Annotated in this window: 19 protein-coding genes; 18 read left to right on the top strand and 1 reads right to left on the bottom strand. The window is 39.9% G+C overall.

Going from position 1 to position 25,672, the window contains the following annotated elements:
* Positions 1–22 precede the first annotated feature (22 nt).
* From PSE60_RS02330 to narI, 5 genes are all read left to right on the top strand, one after another.
* On the top strand, positions 23–1,423 hold the full coding sequence (locus PSE60_RS02330) for a NarK family nitrate/nitrite MFS transporter (RefSeq protein ID WP_272664459.1): 1,401 nt from the start codon (positions 23–25) through the stop codon (positions 1,421–1,423).
* 67 nt (positions 1,424–1,490) lie between these two features.
* Entirely contained in the window at positions 1,491–5,252 is a 3,762-nt protein-coding gene (locus tag PSE60_RS02325; RefSeq protein ID WP_272664458.1) for a nitrate reductase subunit alpha, read from the top strand.
* On the top strand, positions 5,252–6,793 hold the full coding sequence (gene narH / locus PSE60_RS02320; protein WP_109912751.1) for a nitrate reductase subunit beta: 1,542 nt from the start codon (positions 5,252–5,254) through the stop codon (positions 6,791–6,793). Before PSE60_RS02325 ends, narH begins: the two co-directional genes overlap by 1 nt.
* Positions 6,790–7,512, top strand: a complete 723-nt coding sequence (gene narJ / locus PSE60_RS02315; RefSeq protein WP_272664457.1) for a nitrate reductase molybdenum cofactor assembly chaperone — start codon at positions 6,790–6,792, stop codon at positions 7,510–7,512. The genes narH and narJ overlap by 4 nt, the downstream gene beginning before the upstream one ends.
* Positions 7,509–8,186, top strand: coding sequence for a respiratory nitrate reductase subunit gamma (gene narI, locus PSE60_RS02310; protein ID WP_004907792.1), 678 nt, complete (start codon positions 7,509–7,511; stop codon positions 8,184–8,186). The genes narJ and narI overlap by 4 nt, the downstream gene beginning before the upstream one ends.
* Positions 8,187–8,301: 115 nt before the next feature.
* Here the strand turns inward: narI and PSE60_RS02305 are convergent, their stop codons facing one another.
* Positions 8,302–9,084: an IclR family transcriptional regulator gene (locus PSE60_RS02305; RefSeq protein WP_004907793.1), complete on the bottom strand. Its 783-nt coding sequence runs from the start codon at positions 9,082–9,084 to the stop codon at positions 8,302–8,304.
* Positions 9,085–9,329: 245 nt separating this feature from the next.
* Here PSE60_RS02305 and PSE60_RS02300 point away from each other — a divergent pair, with 245 nt between their 5' ends.
* The 13 genes from PSE60_RS02300 (at position 9,330) to PSE60_RS02240 (ending at position 24,258) form a co-directional block, all read left to right on the top strand.
* Entirely contained in the window at positions 9,330–10,325 is a 996-nt protein-coding gene (locus tag PSE60_RS02300) for a 2-dehydro-3-deoxygalactonokinase (RefSeq protein WP_272664456.1), read from the top strand.
* A gap of 33 nt (positions 10,326–10,358) precedes the next feature.
* On the top strand, positions 10,359–10,985 hold the full coding sequence (locus PSE60_RS02295; protein ID WP_210837588.1) for a 2-dehydro-3-deoxy-6-phosphogalactonate aldolase: 627 nt from the start codon (positions 10,359–10,361) through the stop codon (positions 10,983–10,985).
* Between the two features lie 18 nt (positions 10,986–11,003).
* Positions 11,004–12,440 carry an N-acyl-D-amino-acid deacylase family protein gene (locus tag PSE60_RS02290; protein WP_272664455.1) on the top strand — a complete coding sequence of 479 codons (1,437 nt, stop codon included), beginning with the start codon at positions 11,004–11,006 and terminating at the stop codon, positions 12,438–12,440.
* Positions 12,441–12,453: 13 nt separating this feature from the next.
* Positions 12,454–12,846, top strand: a complete 393-nt coding sequence (locus tag PSE60_RS02285) for a RidA family protein (protein ID WP_004259329.1) — start codon at positions 12,454–12,456, stop codon at positions 12,844–12,846.
* 24 nt (positions 12,847–12,870) lie between these two features.
* Complete coding sequence (locus PSE60_RS02280; RefSeq protein ID WP_210837584.1) at positions 12,871–14,322, top strand: sodium:solute symporter family protein; 1,452 nt, start codon at positions 12,871–12,873, stop codon at positions 14,320–14,322.
* Between the two features lie 21 nt (positions 14,323–14,343).
* Positions 14,344–15,597 carry an amino acid deaminase gene (locus tag PSE60_RS02275; protein WP_272664454.1) on the top strand — a complete coding sequence of 418 codons (1,254 nt, stop codon included), beginning with the start codon at positions 14,344–14,346 and terminating at the stop codon, positions 15,595–15,597.
* A 244-nt stretch (positions 15,598–15,841) separates the two neighbouring features.
* Positions 15,842–16,801: a D-2-hydroxyacid dehydrogenase gene (locus PSE60_RS02270; protein WP_272664453.1), complete on the top strand. Its 960-nt coding sequence runs from the start codon at positions 15,842–15,844 to the stop codon at positions 16,799–16,801.
* A 30-nt stretch (positions 16,802–16,831) separates the two neighbouring features.
* Positions 16,832–17,641, top strand: coding sequence for a class I fructose-bisphosphate aldolase (locus tag PSE60_RS02265; RefSeq protein WP_004259316.1), 810 nt, complete (start codon positions 16,832–16,834; stop codon positions 17,639–17,641).
* Between the two features lie 36 nt (positions 17,642–17,677).
* A complete protein-coding gene (locus PSE60_RS02260; RefSeq protein WP_272664452.1) occupies positions 17,678–18,718 on the top strand; it encodes a zinc-dependent dehydrogenase in 1,041 nt (346 codons plus the stop codon).
* A gap of 20 nt (positions 18,719–18,738) precedes the next feature.
* A complete protein-coding gene (locus PSE60_RS02255) occupies positions 18,739–20,241 on the top strand; it encodes a xylulokinase (protein ID WP_272664451.1) in 1,503 nt (500 codons plus the stop codon).
* A 135-nt stretch (positions 20,242–20,376) separates the two neighbouring features.
* Entirely contained in the window at positions 20,377–21,699 is a 1,323-nt protein-coding gene (locus PSE60_RS02250) for an MFS transporter (RefSeq protein WP_272664450.1), read from the top strand.
* An 80-nt stretch (positions 21,700–21,779) separates the two neighbouring features.
* A complete protein-coding gene (locus PSE60_RS02245) occupies positions 21,780–22,925 on the top strand; it encodes a glycerate kinase (RefSeq protein WP_210840270.1) in 1,146 nt (381 codons plus the stop codon).
* Positions 22,926–23,100: 175 nt separating this feature from the next.
* Positions 23,101–24,258, top strand: a complete 1,158-nt coding sequence (locus PSE60_RS02240; protein WP_272664449.1) for a sugar diacid recognition domain-containing protein — start codon at positions 23,101–23,103, stop codon at positions 24,256–24,258.
* Positions 24,259–25,672: the final 1,414 nt, after the last annotated feature.

Raw genomic sequence — 25,672 nt, 5'->3', positions numbered from 1 at the left:
ATTGTATTTATCGGGGTGATTTATGTCTCAACGAGATAATGTTAATAACGTAGTTGCACCGTCAAATAACGGAGTTATACAGGATTGGCGTCCTGAAGATACTCAGTTTTGGCAGCAAACGGGGCAGCGTATTGCAAATCGTAATTTATGGATTTCTATTCCATGTTTATTGCTCGCATTTTGCGTATGGATGTTATTTAGTGCAGTTGCGGTTAACTTAAATAAAGTGGGTTTTAATTTTTCGACAGACCAATTATTTTTATTAACCGCATTACCTTCCGTTTCAGGCGCTTTATTAAGAGTCCCTTATTCATTCGTTATTCCTATTTTTGGTGGGCGTCGCTGGACGGCGATTAGTACACTATTTTTAGTGATCCCATGTATTTGGCTAGGTTATGCGATTCAAAACCCAGCCACGCCTTATCAAGTCTTTGTCATTATTTCCCTACTTTGTGGTTTTGCTGGCGCTAACTTTGCATCCAGTATGGCCAACATCAGCTTCTTTTTTCCTAAAGCTCGCCAAGGCGGGGCACTTGGTCTAAATGGTGGGTTAGGCAATTTAGGCGTCAGTGTCATGCAATTGGTGGCTCCTTTCATTGTAGGCGTCGGCGTATTTACTTTTGTGGGTGGAACTGGAGCGACTCAGCCGGATGGCTCAACGTTGTGGTTAGAAAATGCCGCTTGGATTTGGGTGCCATTTCTGCTGCTTTTTACTGTGATGGCTTGGTTTGGCATGAATGATTTAGCGGCGAATAAGGCATCTCTTAAAGCGCAATTACCTGTTTTGAAACGGGGTCATCTATGGGTATTAAGCCTGTTATATCTGGCGACATTCGGCTCGTTTATCGGTTTTTCTGCCGGTTTCGCTATGTTATCGAAAACACAGTTTCCAGATGTCATTATTTTGAAGTTTGCCTTTTTTGGTCCTTTCCTCGGAGCACTAGCTCGTCCAGTCGGCGGCATGTTGTCTGACCGTTTTGGCGGTGTGAAAGTCACATTACTGAACTTTGTGGTCATGGCTGTTTTCTCCGGCTTGCTATTTTTTACGTTACCAGAAAACGGTCAAGGAGGCTCTTTCGGGGCGTTTTATGGCGTATTTATGGTGCTGTTTTTAACGGCAGGGCTAGGCAGTGGCTCAACCTTCCAAATGATTGCTGTCGTTTTCCGTAAATTAACTATGGACAAAGCCATCTTAAGAGGTGCTTCAGAGCAAGAAGCCCAAAAAGAGGCGGTAACAGAAAGTGCTGCGGCTCTAGGGTTTATCTCTGCAATTGGGGCAATAGGTGGCTTCTTTATTCCAAAAGCGTTCGGTACATCACTAACACTGACGGGTTCACCGGCAGATGCGATGAAAGTGTTTTTTGTATTTTATCTTTCCTGTGTGTTTATCACATGGCTGGTATATGGCCGTAAACACAAATAATAACAAGTCATAAAAATCAATTTTAGCAATGTACGGCGCCGGTCGCCGTCTCTTTGGAGGCAATCCGATGAGCAAGTTTTTAGACAGATTTCGGTATTTTAAGCAGTTAGGCGAGACCTTTTCAGGTGATCACGGGCAAGAATTAAATGTAAACCGTGATTGGGAAGATGGTTATCGTAGCCGTTGGCAGCATGACAAAGTCGTGCGTTCCACCCATGGTGTTAATTGTACTGGCTCTTGTAGCTGGAAAATTTATGTCAAAAATGGATTAGTCACTTGGGAGACCCAACAGACGGATTACCCACGTACTCGTCCAGACCTACCTGATCATGAACCAAGAGGATGCCCTCGTGGGGCGAGCTATTCATGGTATTTATACAGCGCAAACCGTGTTAAATACCCAATGATGCGCAAGCGCTTACTTAAATTGTGGCGTGAAGCAAAAGCAGAGCAGCAAGACCCTGTTGCAGCGTGGCTATCTATTATCAATGACCCACAAAAGGCACAAAGCTATAAACAAGCTCGTGGTCGTGGGGGTTTTGTTCGTTCAAGTTGGCAAGAAGTGAATGAACTGATTGCAGCGGCAAACGTCGCGACGATTAAAGAATTTGGTCCTGACCGCATTGTTGGCTTTTCTCCAATTCCCGCTATGTCAATGGTTTCCTATGCCTCAGGCGCCCGTTATTTATCCCTTATCGGTGGAGCTTGTCTGAGCTTCTACGATTGGTATTGCGACTTACCGCCTGCATCCCCAATGACGTGGGGCGAGCAAACGGACGTACCAGAATCAGCGGACTGGTATAACTCATCCTACATTATTGCTTGGGGCTCGAACGTCCCGCAAACCCGTACGCCAGATGCTCACTTCTTTGCAGAAGTCCGCTACAAAGGAACGAAAACTGTTGCTGTCACGCCAGATTACGCAGAAATCACTAAATTCTGTGACCATTGGTTGAACCCGAAACAAGGAACAGATAGCGCCATGGCAATGGCGATGGGGCATGTGATCCTCAATGAATTCCATGTAAAACGTGAAGCGGAATACTTCCGTGAATATGTGCGTACTTACACCGATATGCCTATGTTGGTGATGCTCGATAAGCATGAAAATGGTGCCTATGTTGCTGGGCGTATGCTGCGTGCTTCGGATCTTGTTGATTCTTTAGGCGAAGAGAAAAATGCCGAATGGAAAACCATCGCGATTGATGAAGAGACGGGCGAATTATGTGCTCCACAAGGTTCAATGGGGTTCCGTTGGGATAATAGCCAAAAATGGAACTTAGAACCGCGTGCAGGGCAAGATGCGCACCAGGTCAAAATGCAACTCAGCCTTGCGGATACGCACGATGAATTTGTTGAGGTTGGCTTCCCATACTTTGGTGGTTTAGAAAGTGAACATTTTCAAAGCGTTGAACTGAAAGATATCTTACTGCATAAATTACCCGCGAAACGTATTCAGCTTGCCGATGGCAGCGAGTCACTGGTTACTAGCGTGTATGACTTGATGCTTGCTAACTACGGCATTGACCGTGGTTTCGGTGATGAAAACTGTGCGGTTGATTATGATGATATGAAAGCGTATTCCCCTGCATGGGCTGAAAAAGTCACTGGGGTGAGCCGCCAAAATATCATTCGCATCGCCCGTGAATTTGCGGATACCGCAGAGAAAACTCACGGACGTGCGATGGTGATTGTCGGGGCAGGGATTAACCACTGGTATCACATGGATATGACTTACCGTGCGATTATCAATATGTTGATTTTCTGTGGATGCGTGGGGCAAAGCGGTGGTGGCTGGTCTCACTATGTTGGGCAGGAAAAATTACGCCCACAAACAGGCTGGACGCCACTTGCTTTTGGCCTTGATTGGCAGCGCCCACCACGGCACATGAATAGCACATCATTCTTTTATAACCATTCAAGCCAATGGCGCTATGAAACGGTGGGAACAGAAGAGTTGCTGTCGCCTCTAGCCGATAAACATGCCTTTAGCGGCAGTTTGGTTGATATGAATGTACGTGCAGAACGCATGGGGTGGCTGCCGTCAGCACCACAATTAAATGTAAATCCATTAAATATTGCGAAGAATGCACAAAATGAAGGTATGTCACCCACAGACTATACCGTTAAGCAATTGAAAGAAGGGAATATTCGCTTTGCAGCAGAACAGCCTGATGACCCACAAAACTTCCCTCGTAACCTGTTTATTTGGCGTTCAAATTTATTGGGGTCCGCAGGGAAAGGCCATGAATATTTATTGAAATATTTATTGGGTACTGAAAATGGTATTCAAGGCAAAGACTTAGGCCAACAAGGCGGCGTCAAACCGGAAGAAGTGGAATGGCAAGATAAAGCAGCAGAAGGGAAGGTTGACTTAGTGGTGACTCTCGATTTCAGAATGTCGAGCACCTGCCTGTTCTCAGACGTTATTTTACCGACCGCTACTTGGTATGAAAAAGACGATATGAATACCTCGGATATGCATCCATTTATTCACCCATTGTCAGCAGCAGTCGACCCAGCTTGGGAATCCAAAAGTGACTGGGAAATTTATAAGGGGATTGCCAAAGCATTTTCTGAAGTCAGCATTGGGCACTTAGGCAAAGAAACGGATGTAGTGACGTTGCCGATTCAACATGATAGTGCAGCCGAGATGGCACAACCTTTTGATGTGAGAGATTGGAAAAAAGGGCAATGTGAGCTTATTCCAGGAAAAACTGCACCGCACATTATTTGTGTCGAACGTGACTACCCCAATACTTACGCGCGTTTTACCTCCCTTGGCCCATTAATGGACAAATTAGGGAACGGTGGGAAAGGCATCAGTTGGAATACGCAAGATGAAGTTGATTTCCTGAAAAAACTGAATAAAACCCAGCAAGAAGGGATCAATGCAGGCCGCCCTAAAATTGACACTGCCATTGATGCAGCGGAGGTCATTTTAACACTCGCGCCTGAAACCAATGGGCAAGTAGCAGTAAAAGCATGGGATGCATTAAGTAAGGTTACAGGGCGCGACCACACGCATTTAGCGCGCTACAAAGAAGATGAAAAAATCCGTTTCCGCGATATTGTGGCACAACCACGTAAGATCATTTCCAGCCCGACGTGGTCAGGTTTAGAAGATGAACATGTTTCCTACAACGCTTGCTATACCAACGTGCATGAAATGATCCCATGGCGGACGCTCAGTGGTCGTCAGCAATTGTATCAAGATCACGAATGGATGCGTGCCTTTGGGGAAAGCCTTGTGGTGTATCGCCCACCGATTGACACACGAGCGGCTCAGCCTCTTATGGGGAAAAAATCGAATGGATTCCCTGAAAAAGCACTGAACTTTTTAACACCGCACCAAAAATGGGGGATCCACTCTACTTACAGCGACAACTTATTAATGTTGACGTTAGGCCGCGGTGGCCCAGTTGTTTGGCTTAGCGAAGAAGATGCCCGCGAACTGGGTGTTGAAGATAACGATTGGGTTGAAGCTTTTAACAGTAATGGGGCATTAACCGCCAAAGCGATCGTTAGCCAACGTATTCCTGATGGCATGATCATGATGTACCACGCCCAAGAACGGCTGATCAACTTACCCGGCTCTGAAATTACGGCTCAACGTGGCGGAATTCATAACTCGGTCACGCGTGTTTGCCCGAAACCGACCCATATGATCGGTGGCTATGCGCACCTTGCCTATAGCTTCAATTACTACGGAACAGTAGGTTCTAATCGTGATGAATTTGTGGTTGTTCGCAAAATGAAACAGGTTGACTGGCTGGATGGTGAAGGTGATGCCTACCAGCAAACCTTGAGCGGAAAGGAGAAAGCATAATGAAAATTCGTTCTCAAGTCGGCATGGTGCTAAACCTTGATAAATGTATTGGTTGTCATACTTGCTCAGTGACCTGTAAAAACGTGTGGACTAGCCGCGAAGGGGTAGAATACGCATGGTTTAATAACGTCGAAACCAAACCGGGTATTGGTTATCCCCAAAATTGGGAAGACCAAGAGAAATGGAAAGGCGGCTGGATCCGCACCATTAAGGGTAAATTGGTTCCACGGATGGGAAACAAAGTGGGTGTTTTATCGAAAATCTTCGCTAACCCAGATGTACCTGCCTTGGATGATTATTATGAGCCGTTTAATTATGACTACGGCCATTTAAAAAATGCCAAAGAAGGCAAGCACGTACCGACAGCACGTCCTCGTTCATTAATTACTGGCGAGCGAATGAGTAATGTCAAAATGGGACCAAACTGGGAAGATGATTTAGGCGGTGAATTCGCCAAACGAGCCCAAGATAAAAACTTTGAACATATTCAAAAAGAGATGTATGGGCAGTTTGAGAATACATTCATGATGTATTTACCACGCCTTTGTGAACATTGTTTAAACCCAGCGTGTGTCGCGACTTGCCCAAGTGGGGCAATTTATAAGCGCTCAGAAGACGGTATTGTGTTGATTGACCAAGACAAATGCCGCGGCTGGCGTATGTGCTTAACCGGTTGCCCGTATAAAAAAATCTATTTCAATTGGAAAAGTGGTAAATCAGAAAAATGTATTTTCTGTTATCCACGTATTGAGTCAGGCATGCCAACGGTCTGCTCTGAAACCTGTGTTGGTCGTATCCGTTATTTAGGTGTATTGCTGTATGACGCGGACAAAATTGAGTCGGCGGCCAGTGTAGAAAAGGAAACTGACCTTTACCAGAGCCAACTTGATGTTTTCCTTGATCCTCATGATCCAAAAGTGATTGAAGAAGCGCAAAAACAAGGGATCCCATTAAGCGTGATCGATGCGGCACAGAAATCCCCAGTGTACAAAATGGCGATGGAATGGCGCTTAGCTCTGCCACTGCACCCTGAATATCGCACGTTACCAATGGTGTGGTATGTGCCACCTTTGTCACCGATCCAGTCAGTAGCGGATTCAGGGCTCTTAGCCAATAACGGTGTATTGCCAGATGTAGAAAGCTTACGCATTCCAGTGCAATACCTTGCTAATTTATTAACGGCGGGAGATACGGAACCGGTGTTATTGGCGTTAAAACGTATGTTAGCAATGCGCCATTTTAAACGGGCAGAAACCGTGGAAAACCAATGTGATACCAGCGCGTTAGAGCAAGTTGGCTTAACACAAGCTCAGGCACAAGAAATGTACCGTTATTTAGCCATTGCTAACTATGAAGACCGTTTTGTCATTCCATCCAGTCATCGAGAATTGGCACGCGAAGCATTCCCTGAAGCCAAAGCTTGTGGCTTTAGTTTTGGTGATGGTTGCCATGGCAGCGATAGCAAAGCGAATTTATTTAATAGCAGGCGCATTGATGCCATTGATATCACACCAAAAAATAATCAGGAGAAAGCACTATGATGACACTAAAAGTGATTTCTCGGTTATTGGAATACCCTTCGGAAGCGCTTTGGTTACATCGCGATGAGCTCATTGAAGCACTAGAACAGGCTGATGAGCTGCCAGTCACACGGGCTGTTCAATTGATGGTGTTTGTGCGCGAGTATCTCAACGAAGACTTACTTGATATGCAGGCGCAATATTGTGAGCTGTTTGATAGAGGGCGCGCAACATCATTATTGCTATTTGAGCATGTACATGGTGAGTCCCGAGACCGAGGACAAGCGATGGTTGATTTAATGGCTCAATATCAGCAACACGGTTTGCAAATTGATTGCCGTGAATTACCCGACCATTTGCCCATTTATTTGGAATATCTAACGGTATTACCGAGTAATGAAACTCTCGAGGGGCTACAGGATATTGCGCCAATTTTAGCGTTGCTAGGAGAAAGGCTGAAACAGCGAGAAAGCCGTTTCTCCGTTTTATTTGATTTTTTACTTGAGCTTTCTCATAGCGATATTGCGGCGGAGCAATTAAGCAAACAAGTGGCAACCGAAGTACGGGATGACACCCCAGAGGCGCTAGATGCGGTTTGGGAAGAGGAGCAAGTGAAATTTTTTGCCGATGAAAAAACATGTGGTAGCGAAGTGGCGGCACATCAGCATCGCTTCGCCAATGCGGTGGTACCGCAGTATTTGGATCTCAGTGTGGGGAGCCATGTAGGAGTTCAAAAATGAATTTTATCAATCAATTTTTCTTCGATATTTACCCTTATATCGCTGGGACGGTGTTTATTGTCGGTAGTTGGCTACGTTACGATTATGGGCAATACACGTGGCGAGCGGGTTCTAGCCAAATGTTGGATAAAAAGAACATGCGTTTGGCATCAAACTTATTCCATTTGGGGATTATTGGGATTTTTGTCGGGCACTTTTTAGGTATGTTAACGCCTCATTGGATGTATGAATCTTTCTTGCCAATGCATATTAAGCAGCTAATGGCAATGATTGGTGGGGGCGCAGCAGGTGTGATGATGTTAATTGGTGGCGCGATGTTATTGAAACGCCGCCTAACGAATCCAAGAGTGAGAGCAACTTCATCCTTCGGTGACATCATGATTTTAACCTTGCTGGTGGTACAAGTTTGCTTAGGGTTACTTACCATTCCATTCTCAGCACAACATATGGATGGCAGCGAAATGCTGAAATTAGTGGGATGGGCGCAGTCTATTGTGACATTCCATTGGGGGGCATCCAATTACCTAGAAGGTGTTGGTATCGTTTTTAAACTGCATATTGTGTTGGGGATGACGATATTTTTACTCTTCCCATTCTGCCGTTTAGTGCACATTTGGAGTGCACCTATCGAATACCTGACTCGTCGGTATCAATTGGTGAGAAATCGCCATTAGGTTGGGTTCCACAAGGAGGTGGGCCAGTACATTGCTTTTGTACAACTTGTTCTTGTGTAAACAACAAATATTGCTATTTTGGCACCCCATCTCATATGAGATGGGGTTTTTTGTTTTATTTAGTGCTGGTTGGCTCGATATAGCCAAGGCGGCGGGAAATCAGTAAGCAAACGTGGGCAAGTTCTTCATTAACACGGTCTATTTTGGAAACCATTCTGTGAGTCGGCCCAGCGACACTAATCGCGCCGATCACATTACCGGTATAATTAAATATCGGCCTAGCTACGCAGGTAAGCCCTTCTTCATTTTCTTCATCATCTAAAGAAAAACCTTTTATACGGATATCAGCCAAAACTTCATACAGTTTCATGCGGTCGATAACTGTTTTTTCGGTGTATTTGGTTAACGGTTTATCCAGTACTGCATCAATTTCTTCTAACGGTTGGAAGGCTAATAAAGCTTTTCCTATACCAGTACAATAAGCGGGTAGTCGAGCACCCAGTTTTGCGGAGGTTTGAATGGATAGCGTTCCTTCACTTTTATAGAGGTAGACCACATGGCCACTGTTATAAACCCCTAAAAAGCAAGTTTCAAACGTTGAACTCGACAACGTTTTTAAATAAGGGATTGAAACTTCGACTAAATTAACATTCATTAAGCCTTTAATGCCTAGTTCAAGGCTTTTTAAGTCAAGGTTATAGCGTTCTGTAAGATGGTCTAAGCTGACATATTGGCGCTCTTTTAGTGTTTCTAATACGCGAAAAGCCGTAGTTTTTGGAATCTCCGTATTCTTGACCAATTCGGCCAAAGAAATTCCGTCAGAATGGTTACTAATCTCTTCAAGTATGGTCAGTACTCTGTCGATACTCGACGAGTTTGCTTGACTTTCTTTCGTCATCGTAGGCTCCTCACTCACGCTAAGCTCTTTCATTGTACTCATTATTTAAACGTCGTTCCATTTTTACCTCGATGTTATCTTTTTCTCTGAAAAAACATGCAGTACGTAATGTATTGATCTTCATTGAATTTGATTTTTTGATTGTGATCTCTGTCGTTATTCTTATTAAATCGGAACGACATTCCTATATTTTAATGTATGTTATTAAAAAAGGAACGACGTTCCGTTATTTTAAAGGGATAAACATGTTGATAGTGACCATTGATACAGGGACAACGAATACCCGAGTTAGAGCATGGAAAAATAACGCGGTTGTTCGTGAACAAAGTGTTGAAGTTGGTATTAGGGATTGTGCAAAAAATGGCGATAAAACGCTGTTAATTCAATCGATAAAAACAGTGCTAGATAAGCTGTTATCAGGAGTGAATGCTGAAGAAAGAGAAAATTATCAGCTCGTTGCATCAGGCATGATTACATCCGAAATTGGGCTGTGTCACTTACCTCACCAAGTGACCCCGGTTTCAATGCAGCAACTTGCTAAAGCCACAATGCCTTGTGTTATCAAAGAAATCAGTGAAAAGCCGATTATTTTTATACCAGGCGTTAAAAATAACGTGGCAAATATGACGTTTGATTCAATTGAAAGCATAGATGTAATGCGTGGTGAAGAAGTTGAAGTTTTTGGCATTCTAACACAGCAACCGGATCTTGGCCCTGCCTTAGTCATTTTGCCCGGCTCGCATTCTAAGTTTGTACGTCTTGATGAAAATAATAATGTGGTTGCATTGGCAACAACGATGGCAGGGGAGATTTTCGATACATTAACGCACCAGACTATCTTAGCCAGCTCTTTAGAACACCAGTTTGTTCAATGTTTAGATAAAGAATATTTACGCAAAGGTGCTGAGCTTAGTCTGCAAGTAGGGATTGCAAGAAGTTGTTTTTCGGTGAGGCTACTAGACCTTTTCACGGAAGCGACACTTGACCAACGCTCAAGTTTTTTATTGGGAGCTATTTTGGCGTCAGATTTACTCGCAATAAAACATAGCCAAGCTCTTAATATTACTAGCGATATAAAAATTGTTATTAGTGGAAAACCTATTTTGGCGGATGCACTTCAAGAGTTAATTAAAAACGATAGTTATTTCACTGGGGAAATACACCTATTAGACGATAAAAAGGAACAGCCTTTTTCTGGATTGGGTGCAATTTCAATATTAAAAGAAACGCAATACAAATAAATATTATTAATGGTTTTTTATTAGGTGATTGTTATGAATTCTAAAAATGAAATACCGCTTATTGCAATATTACGTGGAATAAAACCTGACGAAGTTTTAGAACATATCGCTATCCTTGCAGATGAAGGTTTTAATTATATAGAAATTCCTCTTAACTCTCCCGAGTGGGAAAAAAGTATTCCATTAGCGATTGAAAACTACGGCGATAAATTAAAAATCGGTGCCGGTACTGTACTCAATAAAAGCAATGTTGAAAAGTTGGCAATAATGAACGCTAAAATTATTGTCACACCCAACATTAATGTTTCTGTGATCACGACTGCTCTTGAAAATAAGATGGAAATATTTCCAGGTTGTGCAACAGCAACAGAAGCTTTTACCGCGATTGACGCCGGTGCTGTTAATTTAAAAATTTTTCCTACAGCGCCTTTCGGGGTTAATTATGTGAAATCGCTGATGTCAGTGATCCCAAAAAATATTGCCATTTATGCGGTAGGAGGCATCACTCCGAATAACTTGCATGAATACCTAAGTATTGGCTGCCATGGTGCAGGGTTGGGAAATGATCTTTATCGAATAGGCCAAACACCAGAGAAAACCAGAGAAAAAGCGAGAGCATTTATATCTGCATATGTCGCATTTAAAAATCAAACTAATTAATCTTAAAGAGATATTCAAATGAAATACGATTATGTTTTTAAAAATGCCACTGTAATAGATGGTAGTGGTAAAAGTGAGTTTGTCAGTGATATTGCCGTTAAAGATGAACGGATTATTAAAATATCAAAAAATATAAGTGAAGATGCTGAAAAAATAATTGATTGCTCAGGTTTAATTTTATCACCTGGATTTATTGATGTGCATACTCATGACGATTTAATTGTGATTGATAAGCCTGAATATATCGAAAAAACATCACAAGGTGTAACGACAATTATTGTCGGTAATTGTGGTATCAGTGCAGCCTGTGCAACATTAAAGGGCGAAGTTCCTGACCCAATTAATTTATTAGGTGAATTAAACGAATTTCAATTTGCTGATTTAACCAGTTATAAACAAAAAATTAATAATGTGATGCCAACCGTCAATGTTGCGACATTAATAGGGCATACAACCTTAAGAAATAATTGTGTGACAGACTTATTAAAACCCGCGACGCCAGACAATATCGCTCATATGAAGCAAGTATTGGCCTCTGCGTTAGATGGAGGGGCTTTAGGATTAAGCACTGGTTTATCTTACGGTAATGCGATTAATTCTTCGACTGAAGAAATTTGTGAGTTGGCTGAATTATTAGCAGAGCATCAGGGAATTTATACCACTCATATGCGAACTGAATATGACGGTATCATTGATGCGATGTATGAAGCCTTCCATATTGGTCGTCATGCAAAAGTTCCTGTGCAAATTTCCCACCATAAGTGTGCTGGGGCAAAAAACTGGGGACGCACAAAAGAAACGCTTGCCCTCATTGAAAAATACCAAGCCATGCAGGATATCAATTGCGATTGTTATCCATATCGTGCTGGTTCATCAAACTTAGATATCACACAAGTCACTGAAGACTATGACATTCTAGTCACTTGGTCAACGCCATTCCCTGAAGTCGCAGGTAAAACATTAAAAGAAATAGCCGCTATGTGGAGTAGCGATATTTTCCAAGTTGCTGAAAAAATTGTGCCTGCGGGAGCGATTTATTTCCAAATGCACGAAGACGATGTGCGTCGTGTGTTACAGCACCCAAGCAGTATGGTGGGCTCTGATGGCTTACCACGTGACCCTAATCCACATCCACGCCTTTGGGGCACCTTCCCACGAGTTATTAGCCACTATAGCCGTGATGAGCAGCTTTTCCCAATGACCACTGCGATTTACAAAATGACAGGTATGTCAGCACAACGTTTTTCTTTAAAGGATAGAGGCCTTATCCAAGAAAATTATTTTGCAGATATCGTTGTATTTGACCCTGAAAAAATTAATGAAACAGCCACATTCCAAGACCCAAAACAAAAAGCAGATGGCATTGAATATGTGTTTGTTAATGGTGTTCTGACCTATACCAAAAAAGAAATGACAGGGAATAGAGCAGGTAAATTCTTAGAAAGAAATAAATAAAAGAGAGAAAAAAATGATTAAAAGATTCGGAATTGAAGGCTCAAAAGGTACTGGCGGGCAATCTTTACCTTTTGCTAAAGCCGTGTTAGCGGACGGATGGCTGTATGTTTCAGGGCAAACACCCATGATTGACGGGGAAGTGATTGATGGCGGAATTATCGCTCAATCTAAATTGGCTATCGAGAATTGTTTAAACATTATGAAAGATGCGGGATTTGCTACGCAAGATATTGTGCATATGAAAGTGGTATTAAGTGATGCGCGCTATTTCCAATCTTTTAATAAAGTATTTCAGCAATTCTTTGCAGATAACCCACCTGCACGGGTGTGTTTTGTTGCTGACCTTGTCGTCGATTGTATGGTTGAAGTGGATATCACCTGCTTCAACAGCAAATTCAAATCTTAATTGCTAAGGCGATGAGAGGCTACTATGGAACATGATAATTTCTTAATGTGGTTTTTGTTATATGCATTTGTGATGATGTTTGTGGGTTGGTACGTCACAAGGCATCAAAAAACGGGTGAAGACTTCATTCTTGGGGGCAGAAAGCTCCCAATGTTACTCACTCTCGGTTCAACCGTCGGTACGATGGTGGGAACGGGCTCAAGTATCGGTGCAGTCAGTTTTGGTTATTCCAATGGCTGGGCGGGAATGTTGTATGGGATTGGTGGAGCGACGGGGATCTTACTAACGGCTTGGTTATTTGCGCCAGTAAGAAATTATCGCTTTATGACCATGAGTGAAGAGATTTGCTATTACACAGGTGGCAGCCGTCTAGTGAAAAACTTGGTTGCATTATTAATATTCTTAGCATCGATAGGCTGGCTTGGCGCTCATATTCTTGGCGGCGGCTTATACCTAGCATGGGCGGCAGATATTGATATTACTGTTGCGAAGATCATTATTGCGGTTGGCTTTGTTTTTTACGTGGGGATTGGTGGCTATAAAGCGGTTTCATGGATTGATACACTTCAATCAATTGTTTTATTCCTCGGGTTTATCATTCTAGCGGTTGCTTCGGTAAGCTATGTCGGTGGTTGGGATGTTGTTGTTAAGAGTACAGACCCTGACGCCTTTACTTTATTTGGTATTGGTAAATTAGGCGTTTTACCTGCGATATCATTGGCTGTGGTCATTGGCATTGGTGTGTTAGCGACACCATCATATCGCCAACGTATTTATTCAGCGGCATCAACTAAAGCTATCCGTCAGTCCTTTATTATCACAGGTTTACTGTATATGGGGTTTTCGTTCCTACCTGCGATTATCGGGATGGCAACGCATGTGATGGAGCCGAATTTAGAAAACAGCAGCTTTGCTTTCTTATATGCAACTAATGCTTTACCGCATGTGTTAGCGATGGTGGTATTGATTGCAGGTATGTCTGCCAATATGTCATCAGGCAGCTCAGATGCTATCGCGGGTGTTTCTATTATCCTACGTGATATCTATACAATGGTAACAGGTAAGATGCCTCCACCAGAGAAAGCGATCAATTTATCTCGTATCTTCTTACTTGGCGTCATCTTGTTAGCACTTATCTTTGCATTAACTTCGAATGACATTATCGGCTACATTACAAAAATGATATCAATGATTATGTCAGGCCTGTGTGTGACCGTGTTGTTGGGTAAATTCTGGCATCGGTTTAACTGGCAAGGCTGTATTGCTGCATTGGTTGCGGGGAGTTCAACATCATTAACGATTATCTTGACGCCAGAGTGGTCTGCAAAATTAGGTAATCCAGTAATCCCTGCATTAGCCATCAGTTTGCTCTGTGCGGTTGTTGTGACATTGATAACACCAAAAAATAAACTCAGTCGTGAAGAAGTACTAGAAAATATTACTCACGAGAGAGAAAACACAGCCAAAAGCCAGTAACCAGCAAGTTGAGGAAAAAAAATGACGAAACTGAATGTGTTAGCAGGCGTAGGGCATAAATCAGCCTCATTAAATCAAGAGGGTATTTCGGTAAATATTCTACATGAGGATGTATGCTTGCCTGCGGTGGTAGTGAAGCGTAATGAACTGGAAAATAATATTGCATGGATGCAGCATTATTCGAATGTGGCGAATGTTTCGTTGTCCCCACACGGTAAAACCACCATGACGCCTGCCATTTTTAAACGACAAATTGCTCAAGGTGCATGGGGGCTAAGTGTAGGAACAGCTTATCAAGCCAAGGTGGCAGTGGAGTCAGGTGTTCAGAATATCATTATTGCGAATCAAGTCGTGGGTAAAACCAATATTCGATTACTTGCAGAGTTAGTGCAATTAAATCAAGCCAATATTTATTGTTGTGTTGATAACGTGACTCATGCAAAACAGCTGGCGGCCTTTTTTTCATCGTTAGATTTAACCATAAATGTTCTGATTGAGTTAGGGGTTAATGGTGGACGCTGTGGGTGTCGAAGTGAAGAAGAAGCCATCACATTGGCAAACGAGTTAACCAAACTTCCTTCTTTGATGATTGCTGGCATTGAATTCTATGAAGGCGTTATTCATAGCGATGATGCCCAAAAGGATATTGAAGAGATACAGCAATTTTTACAGCGAGTGTTAACCACCAGTCAAAAACTGGATAACTTAGGCGTATTTGCACGTTATTCAGGGGAGTTATTAATCACTGGGGCAGGTTCAGTTTGGTATGATCTGGTCAGTAAAAAAATGGCAGAGTTTCATCTTTCTAAACCTATTCGGTTTGTGATCCGCCCTGGATGCTATATTACATATGACCACGGTATTTATGATGAAGCCCAGAAAGCATTGAAAGTTAGGGATAGTATGGCCTGCCAGTTAGATGGCGATTTGATGCCAGCGATGGAAATTGTGGCATTAATTCAGTCAGTACCTGAGAAGGGACGAGCGATTGTTAATTTTGGCAAAAGGGATGTCGCCTTTGATGCAGGTTTACCTCAGCCTCTAATGCAATATCGAGAGGGGAAGCCAGTCTATTTTCAAACGAATAGTGCAAACACAGTCGGATTAATGGACCAACATGCCATTTTATCTTTTGATGAAAATTGTGATTTCCAAGTTGGCGATATACTGATCTTTGGGACATCTCACCCCTGTATTACATTTGATAAATGGAAAGTGATTTATCTTGTTGATGATAAATATGATGTTATAGAGGAAATGCCAACCTTTTTCTAATGTAGAGTTATTAACTCACTTTATTTTAAATCGGTCACTTGTTTTAAGTGGCCGATTTTTTTATTCATCACATTCTTGTGATCGAATTCATAACAAATTGTGCATTTGCACAACTATATTCAATTTTTAACATTGAAAACTAGTCATTCTTACAATGCCTTCCTGATAAGTGAATTATATAATTTTATTAAATCAAAAAGTCTAATTGATATTCATTTTGTTGATTAATTGGGTGGTGATAAAAATGACAGTTAAAATCGTGTTTCTCGATCATGAAACTTTCCCTGAAGGAATAAATATTAAGGAAATAAATAAAGAATATAGTTTAGAACTGTATGGGAAAACATCGGAAGATGAAATTATTGAGCGAGTAAAAAATGCAGACATTATTATTACCAATAAAGTAAAAATTACTAAAAAAGTTATTGAAGCTGCAAAGCAACTCAAATTTATTTCTGTCGCTGCAACAGGAACGGATGTGATTGATATTGGTGCTTGTAATGAGCGTAATATATTAGTTTCTAATATCAGAAATTATGCAATAAATACAGTTCCTGAGCATACGTTTACCTTGATTTTAGCCTTACGTCGTAGCTTATTAGCCTATGCACAATCAGTACGAAATGGTCGTTGGCAAGAGTCAGGCCAGTTTTGTTATTTTGATTATAAAATTAATAATTTATCTGGGTCGACGCTTGGTATTATTGGTGATGGTGTCTTAGGTAAGGCAGTTGCTGATATCGCAAAAGCTTTTGGTATGAAGGTGCTATTTTCCACATACAAAGGCACAAATAATATGGGCCCACTATATACACCATTTGAAGATGTTATTGCGAAAAGCGATATTATCTCTATTCATTGTCCATTACTCAAATCCACTAGGGATTTAATTAGTTTTCCAGAATTCGAGCAGATGAAACCGTCTTGTATTTTAATTAATACTGCACGAGGTGGGATCGTTAATGAAGAAGCATTATATGGCGCTTTAATAAATAATAAAATATTAGGTGCTGGGTTTGATGTTTGTATTTCAGAACCACCAGAAAAAGAAAGTTATATGATGAAATTAACTCAGTTATCAAATTTTATTCTTACCCCTCATATCTCATGGGCTAGTTTTGAAGCCATACAAACCTTATCAGACATGATGATGGACAATATCGAAGCCTTTTTATCTGGCCATCCTCAAAATTTAGTTAATTAATTCACTCATTGATTTAAAGAGGTCATCAATATGTTTTTAGGAAAAGAAATCCGTTTAAAAAGATTATTAAATAAAAAATCTGGTCGTCTTCTTGCAATTACTATGGATCATCCGATTACACGTGGTGTATTACCGGGAATTGGTGATATTAAATCTGTCATGAAACAGGTTGTTGCGGGCGCACCTGATGCCATTACGATGCATAAAGGTATTATTGAAAAGGTTTATCCTCCGTATGTTGCTTCCGATGTTTCTATCATCATGAAAGCGACAAGTTATTCCATACCCTACCATGAAGCTTATGACACACCCGTTGCTGACGTTGAAGAAGCGATTCGTTTAGGAGCCGACGCCATTTCCGTCGGCTGTATTATGGGTGGACCAGAACAGGCACAGCAATTGACATTTTTAGGTCAAGTATCGAAAGCCGCTGCTTCCGCAGGACTGCCTTTAGTCGCACATATTTATCCAAAAGGCCCAATGATTGAAGACAGTTTTGATGCGAAAAATCTCGCTTACTGTGTTCGCGCAGGTGCTGAGCTAGGTGTCGATATCATCAAAACACTCTGGTCTGGTTCCCCTGAGACATTTAAATCTGTCGTTGATAGCTGCCCAGCGATGGTTGCTTTAGCTGGTGGCGATATGGGGAGCGATCTTGTTAGTTTCCTAACAAATACACGTAAAGCATTAGATATTGGTGTTGGTGGTGTGACGTACGGGCGTTTCGTATGGCAGCACGAAAACCCAACAGCAGTCATTAAGGCTCTGAATGCATTAATCAATGATGATTGTTCGGTTGACCAAGCTATCGCGGAATACAAGCAAGCGGGTGGCAAATAACCAACGTTCATAGCTGTTATGCATGGGGAGGAAAAAATGAAAGCAGCGGTATTGTATGCGCCTAATGAACTTAGAGTGGTAGACGTTAAATATCCACAAGTTGGTAAAGGCGATGTAGTTATTAAAGTCAAGGCTGCCGCGATTTGTGGAACTGACGGACGGATTATTTCCGGTAAAAAAACCAAAGGTGTACGTTACCCTTCTGTAATAGGACATGAATTTTCAGGGGAAATTGTCGAGGTTGGTGAAAATGTGACCGAACTAAATGTAGGAGATGCAATCGCTGTTGACCCTGTCGTGCCATGCCGTTCTTGTGTTTATTGTCGTATCGGTAAAGAAAATGTCTGTTTAAACCGCCAAGCAATCGGTTATGAATTTGATGGCGCTTTTGCGGAATATGTTCGAATACCCGAGGTTGCTTTGTCATCGGGTAATGTCTTTAAGATACCGCAAGGAATGTCTTTTGAAGCTGCAGCATTAGCTGAGCCGTTAGCTTGCTGTATCAATGGACAAAAAAATGTGGGTATTGAGCTCGGTGATACTGTGGTCATTATTGGTGCTGGGCCTATTGGGTTAATGCATGTGCAACTTGCGCGTTTCTCAGGTGCGACAAATATTATTGTTAGTGAACTCAATGAACAACGCCAGCAGGCTGCGTTAAATTGCGGTGCCACACGTGTCGTCAATAGCCAGCAAGAAAACTTACTGGATGTGGTAAAAGGCTTGACGGAAGGGGTGGGGGCAGATGTTGTGATTATTGCTATTGGCATCCCTGGATTAGTTAATCCTGCATTGGAACTCGCTAGAAAAGGAGGACGAGTTAACCTGTTTGCTGGCTTTTCAAAGGATGATATGGCGCAAATTGATGTCAATATTATTCACTACAACGAGCTTATTCTTACAGGAGCCAGTGCGTTAAGTCGAGAAGGCTACCAGCAAGCCTTGACACTGATTTCTTCGGGCTTAATTGATATCGAGAAATTAGTAACTCACCGATTTGCTTTAGATGAGATCAACGAGGCCATGGCAACCGCTCAAAAAGGTGACGCGATTAAAATTATTATACATAACAATTAAAAGCAGGCGTTGGAGGCAGCATGATGGACAGTGTCTATTTGGGAATTGATGCAGGTAGCAGTAGCGTGAAAGTTTGTGCGTTTAATTTCCATGGAGAATTATTGGCAAAGGCTTCACGTGATACCAATATTATTTCCAAATCTCCCAAAAATCATGAAATCGACTTAAATGACTTTTGGAAAAAGACCGCAGATGCAGTCAGAGAAGTGACTTCTCAAGTAAAGAATATCGTATCTGTGAGTTTTTCTGTTGCTTGCCCAACGCTGGTTTTATTGGATAAACATAATAAACCTGTCGCAAATGGGATTACTTATCTTGATGGACGTTCCGAAGGGTTCATACAGCAAACACTCGGGGAAAATATAACGCATGTTCGGGCGCTTTCTTGTAATAGTCCAAGTCCGTCCGCATGTTGGGTGGGAACGTTAGGATGGCTACAAGAACAACAGCCGGAATTAATGCAAAAAGTTCATAAAGTTGTGCTACTTAATAGCTTTTTATCTTTAAAGTTAGGAAGTCAAAAAGCTGCCATTGACCCGACTCAAGCCGCGTATTCTGGCGCAGTAGTTTTGTCTAAAGCACCTAAGTGGTCAAAAGAACTATTAAGGTATTGGAAGTTTAATCACGATATTTTACCGCCGATTTACCAGTGCACTTCTGTGGTTGGTAAAGTGAGTAAAGAAGCCGCTCAAGAAACGGGGTTAAAAGAAAATACACCAATTATTTTAGGGTCGGCAGATACTGCTGCTGCGGCATTTGCCGTTGGGCTACTTGACCCAGAAACAGCTTTTGAATCAACAGGAACATCAGGGGTCATTACGTTTTGCTTAGAAGAGCCGAACTTTGATCCTCGTTTTATGAACCGATACCACATCGTTCCTAATCAATGGTTGGCCCATGGGGCGATGTCGACAACTGGGGGGACATTCAGTTGGCTAAATCAGGCGGTTTGGCCGGAAGTTAATAACCATGAACAGTTGGAGATCTTTTCAAAATCATCAGTACCTGGTGCTAATGGCTTAATTTATCTGCCTTATTTAGCTGGAGAACGTAGCCCTATTTGGGATGTTAATGCATCGGGAGCATGGATAGGCTTACGTCTAAATCATACTCGCGATGATATGGTCAGGGCGGCATTTGAAGGTACAGCATATGGTTTAAAACAGATTTTGAATATTGCTAATGAAAAATGGGGAGTGATATTAGATGAATTACTCAGCGTAGGGGGAGGATCACGTAATACGTTATGGACTCAAATTAAAGCGGATATTCTTCAGGTTGAATATAATATTGCCCAAACAGCAGACGCAGCGGCTTTTGGTGCTGCAATGGTTGGTGCGACAGGAGCCGGTTTTTTCTGTGGCATTAATGACCCTGATTTGCCGATTATAAAAACAGAAGATATCACATTCACACCAAATCAAGATAAAAAAACACAAGATACTTATAACAAGCAGTTTAATATTTACAATGGGCTGTATCCTTTATTAAAAGAAACAATGCATAGCTTGTCGAGTAAATAAAATTAGTTGAAGTAAGTTTAAATTAAATAACGTTCCTAAATGTTAATTTTAATAAATTAGCAGGGATCGTTTCATTCTTAGAAAAGCAGGTAATAAAACGTGTATTAAATAATAAACTGCTCTGGAGCGAAAATAATGATAAATTCAAATCCGATTAGGCCAAAGACGAATTATCGTTGGGTGGTATTAGCCCTGATTTTTATCGTCTATGCTGTAAATTATGCAGACAGAAGTAATATTGGTGCGGTTTTACCTTTTATTACTGATGAGTTTAAATTAACTAATTTAGAAGCGGGCTCTCTCGCGAGTATGTTTTTCCTCGGTTATGCTTTATGCCAAATACCCGCAGGATTTTGGATGGCAAAACGTGGGATCAGAGGTATGGTGTCATTATCCATTCTCGGTTTTTCTGCCATGACTTGGTTTATTGGCTTAGCCCAATCTGCCTTTGCTATTAAGTGGTTGCGTCTTGGCCTAGGTATGGCCGAAGCACCAACTCCTGTCGGGCTAACGTCGACAATTAATAACTGGTTTCCAGCAAAAGAAAAAGCAACTGCCACTGGCGTTTATATTGCTTCAACGATGTTTGCTCCGATTATTGTTCCACCATTAGTCGTTTGGATTGCATTAACTTATGGATGGCGTTGGGTTTTTATTTTATTTGCTATTCCCGGTATTTTTCTCGCAATTATTTGGTATTTATTTGTTAGAACAAAACCAGAGGAAAGTCGCTTTGTTTCGCAAAGTGAATTAGATTATATTCGTGCCGATAATTCAGAAATTGCAGAAAAGAAAATAGAAGGCAATATTGTTTTGAGTCCTAAATTTAATACGTTAGATAAATTTATTCGTGTTAAATCAGTCACACCATTAAGTTCAGCTTCCCAAATATTTAAATCTAAAAATATTTGGTGTAATACTATTTCTTATTTCATGATGGTAAGTATTTTATATGGAATATTAACCTGGATACCGTCTTATCTGGTAAATGAAAAAGGCTTTTCATTTATGAAGATGGGCTTTGTTGCATCAATGCCATTTATTGGTGGGTTTATCGGTTCGATTTTTGGTGGCTGGATCTCTGATAAAGTTTTTGGTCGTCGTCGTAAACCCACCATGCTTTTTACCGCAGTAGCGACGGTTGCGATGATGTTAGTGATGTTGAATGTACCCGAAAGCACGACCGCAGTTGCACTTGCCCTTTTCTCGGTTGGTTTGTTCTTGAATATTGGCTGGCCTGCATTTACTGCTTATCCAATGGGAGTCGCTGATAATAATAACTATCCAATTGCGATATCTGTTGTGAATAGTGGAGGAAACTTAGGGGGCTTCGTTTCACCTATGATGGCAGGGTTATTGTTAGATATGACCGGTAAGTTTGATGCTGTTTTCTCTTACTTTGGTATCTGTGCGGTGATTGGCTTAATTATGATCCTTTTACTCGATGAACCGAAATAATAAAAAGTCGTATCAGGTGGGCGAGTACCCACCTGAATTTTTAACTTATTGATAATAAAAATTTCTAAAGGATTATTTTTATGAAAATAGTCATTGCACCTGACTCATTTAAAGAGAGTTTATCTGCATTGAAAGTCGCAACGGTTATTGAGAACGGGTTCAAAGAGGTATTTCCACATGCAACTTATGTTAAGTGCCCTATTGCGGATGGCGGTGAAGGCACAGTTGTCACGATGGTTGAGGCGACCAATGGGGAAATTTATCATCTTGATGTTATTGGTCCTTTAGGCTCGAGTGTTCAGGCATTCTATGGTTTATCTCAAAATAAACAGCAAGCATTTATTGAAATGGCTGCGGCAAGTGGGCTAGAGCTAGTCCCTATTGAATTAAGAAACCCATTACTTACGACATCATATGGAACAGGAGAATTGATAAAGGCCTGCCTAGATACTGGGGTAAAGCAAATTATTATTGGTATAGGTGGAAGTGCAACCAATGATGGCGGAGCAGGAATGTTGCAAGCACTTGGGGCCAAATTATTAGATTCGCATGGGCAACAAATCAAATTAGGGGGACAAGCGCTTGCCGATTTAGCGAGTATTGATGTCAGCACAATGGACTCTAGGATAAAAGCTTGTCAATTTAGTATTGCTTGTGATGTTTCGAACCCATTAATTGGGAAAAATGGGGCATCTGTGATATTTGGCCCCCAAAAGGGTGCGACGAATGAACATGTTGAAATATTAGACAAAAATTTAGAACATTTTGCAGATATCATTAAGCGAGATTTGCATGTGGAAGTTCACTATATTGCAGGAGCAGGTGCTGCAGGAGGGATGGGAGCGGCATTACTTGCTTTTCTCAAAGCGGAACTTAAGCCTGGTTTTGATATTATTGCACAAACCTTGAACCTTGAATCACATATGGTAGGGGCAAATTTAGTCATTACAGGGGAAGGGCGGTTAGATAGCCAAAGTTTAAATGGCAAAGTGCCTTTTGGCGTCGCTCAGTTAGCGAGAAAACATAAAATACCCGTTATTGCCATTGTTGGAAGCCTTGGTGATGATCTCAGTCATTTACAACAATATGGTATTGATTCAGCGTTTAGTATTTTACATAAAATTAGCTCACTAAAAGAAGCTCTAAATAACGCAGAAAGTAATTTATTTAATTGTACTAAAAATATTGCAAATACGCTGAATATTAAAATAGATAATACAAATTGAAATAATAGTTTTAAAATTTAGCTTTGTTTGCTTTATTTTAAATGAAATTTATTTTTCTTGATTTTTTCAAGGAATATTGAATACTGGAGTTTATTAAATTAAAAATAAGCATTATTAAAATTTATGATTGGAAAGTTTGTTTCTATTTTACAGCACCAGTAAAAGAGGTTGAAATATGTATGATTATTGTCTTACCTCCAAATTAGCGCAAGAAATCGTTGATAGAACCATGAAAATTATTGATTGTAATATTAATGTTATGGATGAAACTGGGTGTATTATAGGAAGTGGAGATAGTAATAGATTAGGAGAGTTTCATGAAGGTGCTTTACTCGCAATAAAGCAAAAGCGAACAGTTGTTATTGATGACGCCACTGCGAATCATTTACATGGGGTTAAACCAGGAGTTAATTTACCTCTTTATTTGAATAGTAAAATTATTGGTGTAATAGGATTAACCGGAGAGCCAACCCAAATTAAACAATTTGGGGAGCTGGTTTCCATGACGGCAGTAATGATGCTAGAGCAGGCAGAAATTTATAACCATTTGAATTTAAACGATCGTTTTAAAGAAGAAATTATTCTTGCGTATATCGAAAATGGAATAATTCCTGATAACATAACTGAATGGTCTAAAAAGCTTAATATTAATTTCTCTATTCCACGAGTCGCTATTATTATTGAAGTAGATAGCGGACAATTAGGTGTAAATAGTGCATTTAGTGAATTGCAAGAAATTAAAAAATTAATAGAATATAATAATCCTGATAACTTAGTCGCTATTCAATCTTTGACGGAAATTGTCTGCTTAACCCCTGCATTAAATAAGTTCAATCGCTGGGATATTGACAATGAAAAAAAGAAAATTTTAAAATTAGAATCAGATATTCTTAAGTTATTTAAATTACAAGTGAAAATATCATTAGGTAATTTCTTTTTAGATCCTGCAGAGGAATCAATTAAAAAATCATATGAGACAGCTAAAATTACCATGCAAGTGGGGAAAGCTAAAAAACCCCAATTAAAAGTTTATTGTTACCAAGATATCATGCTACCCGTATTATTATACGGGTTAAATTTTAAATGGTCTTCAGAAGAATTATTAAAACCATTGAATACATTATTGCATGAAGATTCTAATGGTGTATTGATTAAAACATTAACAGTCTGGTTTAAAAATAATTTATTATCTCGTGAAACAGCTAAAGAGTTGTTTATTCATAGGAATACACTAGATTATCGTTTAAAAAGAATATCTGAGATAACAAAATTAGATCTACTAACGATTGAAAGCAAGGTTCTATTGTATGTTGCTTTACAGCTGAAAAATTAATCCGATAACACTATTGAGGATCAGCTCTCATGGGGTAAGAGAAGAAAAAATTAGCCTTGTTGGCAATCACCTCAAACTCTGACGCCACGAAGCGGCAGTAAAATTTCTACTTCTTATCTTATACTTTGACTAGTTAGAGACTATCTACCGACTCACCGATGCTTAGAGTATGATATGGCTTCTTGCTTACTCACATGTACCATCTCAATGTATACCTTATCATGAAAATAAAGACGTATTGACATCAAACTAAGCTAGCATAGATTGTTCTTAACCTGATTGAGATCAATCTATTTTATATTTGACTCAATAATATCTACTTTCATCATATTTTAGTTCCATTGTTCTTGGGTAGTAAATTAAGTTTTTAGCTACCTACAAATGCAACAATAAGTATGTCGATAATGTTAATAATAAAGATGAATTATGTTTTGTTTGATGGGTGTTTTTACTTAACGGTAAGGTCTCTATATTTTAATGTCACTATTATGTCAGTGATGTAATTATCGATAACAATTTAAGATATCATACTTACTCATTGTGAGTTTTCTAATAAATGATTTTATCTAACTTATCTTAATTAAATAGATTAATTTCATAATGAAATTGTTATTGAAAATATTTATTTTGAATTTTCTAGGTCTTAAGATAAGATTTTTGTGTTTATAAATTAATTAAAAATTACCTTTAATTACCTTTTGAAATATTTTGTAATACGAAGGTTTTTCTAGTGTATGCTTTTTTTGAATTTTCACTTAATTGTTTCTATTTTCATTTTAATTTAAAAAAATGTTTTATTATATTATTCTTTTCTCGTTGTGATTTATGTTTTTATGTATGGTTATATTGATTTATCTATTTGATATTATTGTAATTATTATGTTTGAATTATTTGGATTGAAATGTAACAATTAATGAATTAAGAAATATTATGAAATTATTTAGTTCTTTTTTTTGGGATATTTCTGATTAATTATCCACCGATAAAAATTTCGGTTTAATAATTTAGGCTTGTTTTAATGTTAGCGTTATTTTCCGAACCATTTTTTTTCACTAATAAGAACCCGTTTTATGAGTATAAAAAACTTTATTAATAATGATTGGGTTTATTTTGTGGTTTTTTATTAAGAAAAAATCAATTTAATTAGATTTACATCACTTGTTTATCCTGTAATGGTGTATTCAAAATAGAGTATGTTATGGATATTATATATATATCACTAACTTACAATGTGAGTGGTTAATTAATTTGTGGATTTGACATAACTAAAATGAGGTATAATAATGGCAACGCATTGATGCATTGTTTAATTATTTTATTTATTAATGGAGTTTGATAAATAGGAATGGTTATTAGTGTCAATCCTTAATGTTTACTAACCGAATATATTTTAAGAAAAAAATTAAAATAATC

This window comes from Providencia sp. PROV174 (assembly GCF_028480685.1).
Lineage (GTDB): Bacteria > Pseudomonadota > Gammaproteobacteria > Enterobacterales > Enterobacteriaceae > Providencia > Providencia rettgeri.
This window is presented reverse-complemented; position numbering and strand designations above follow the sequence as displayed.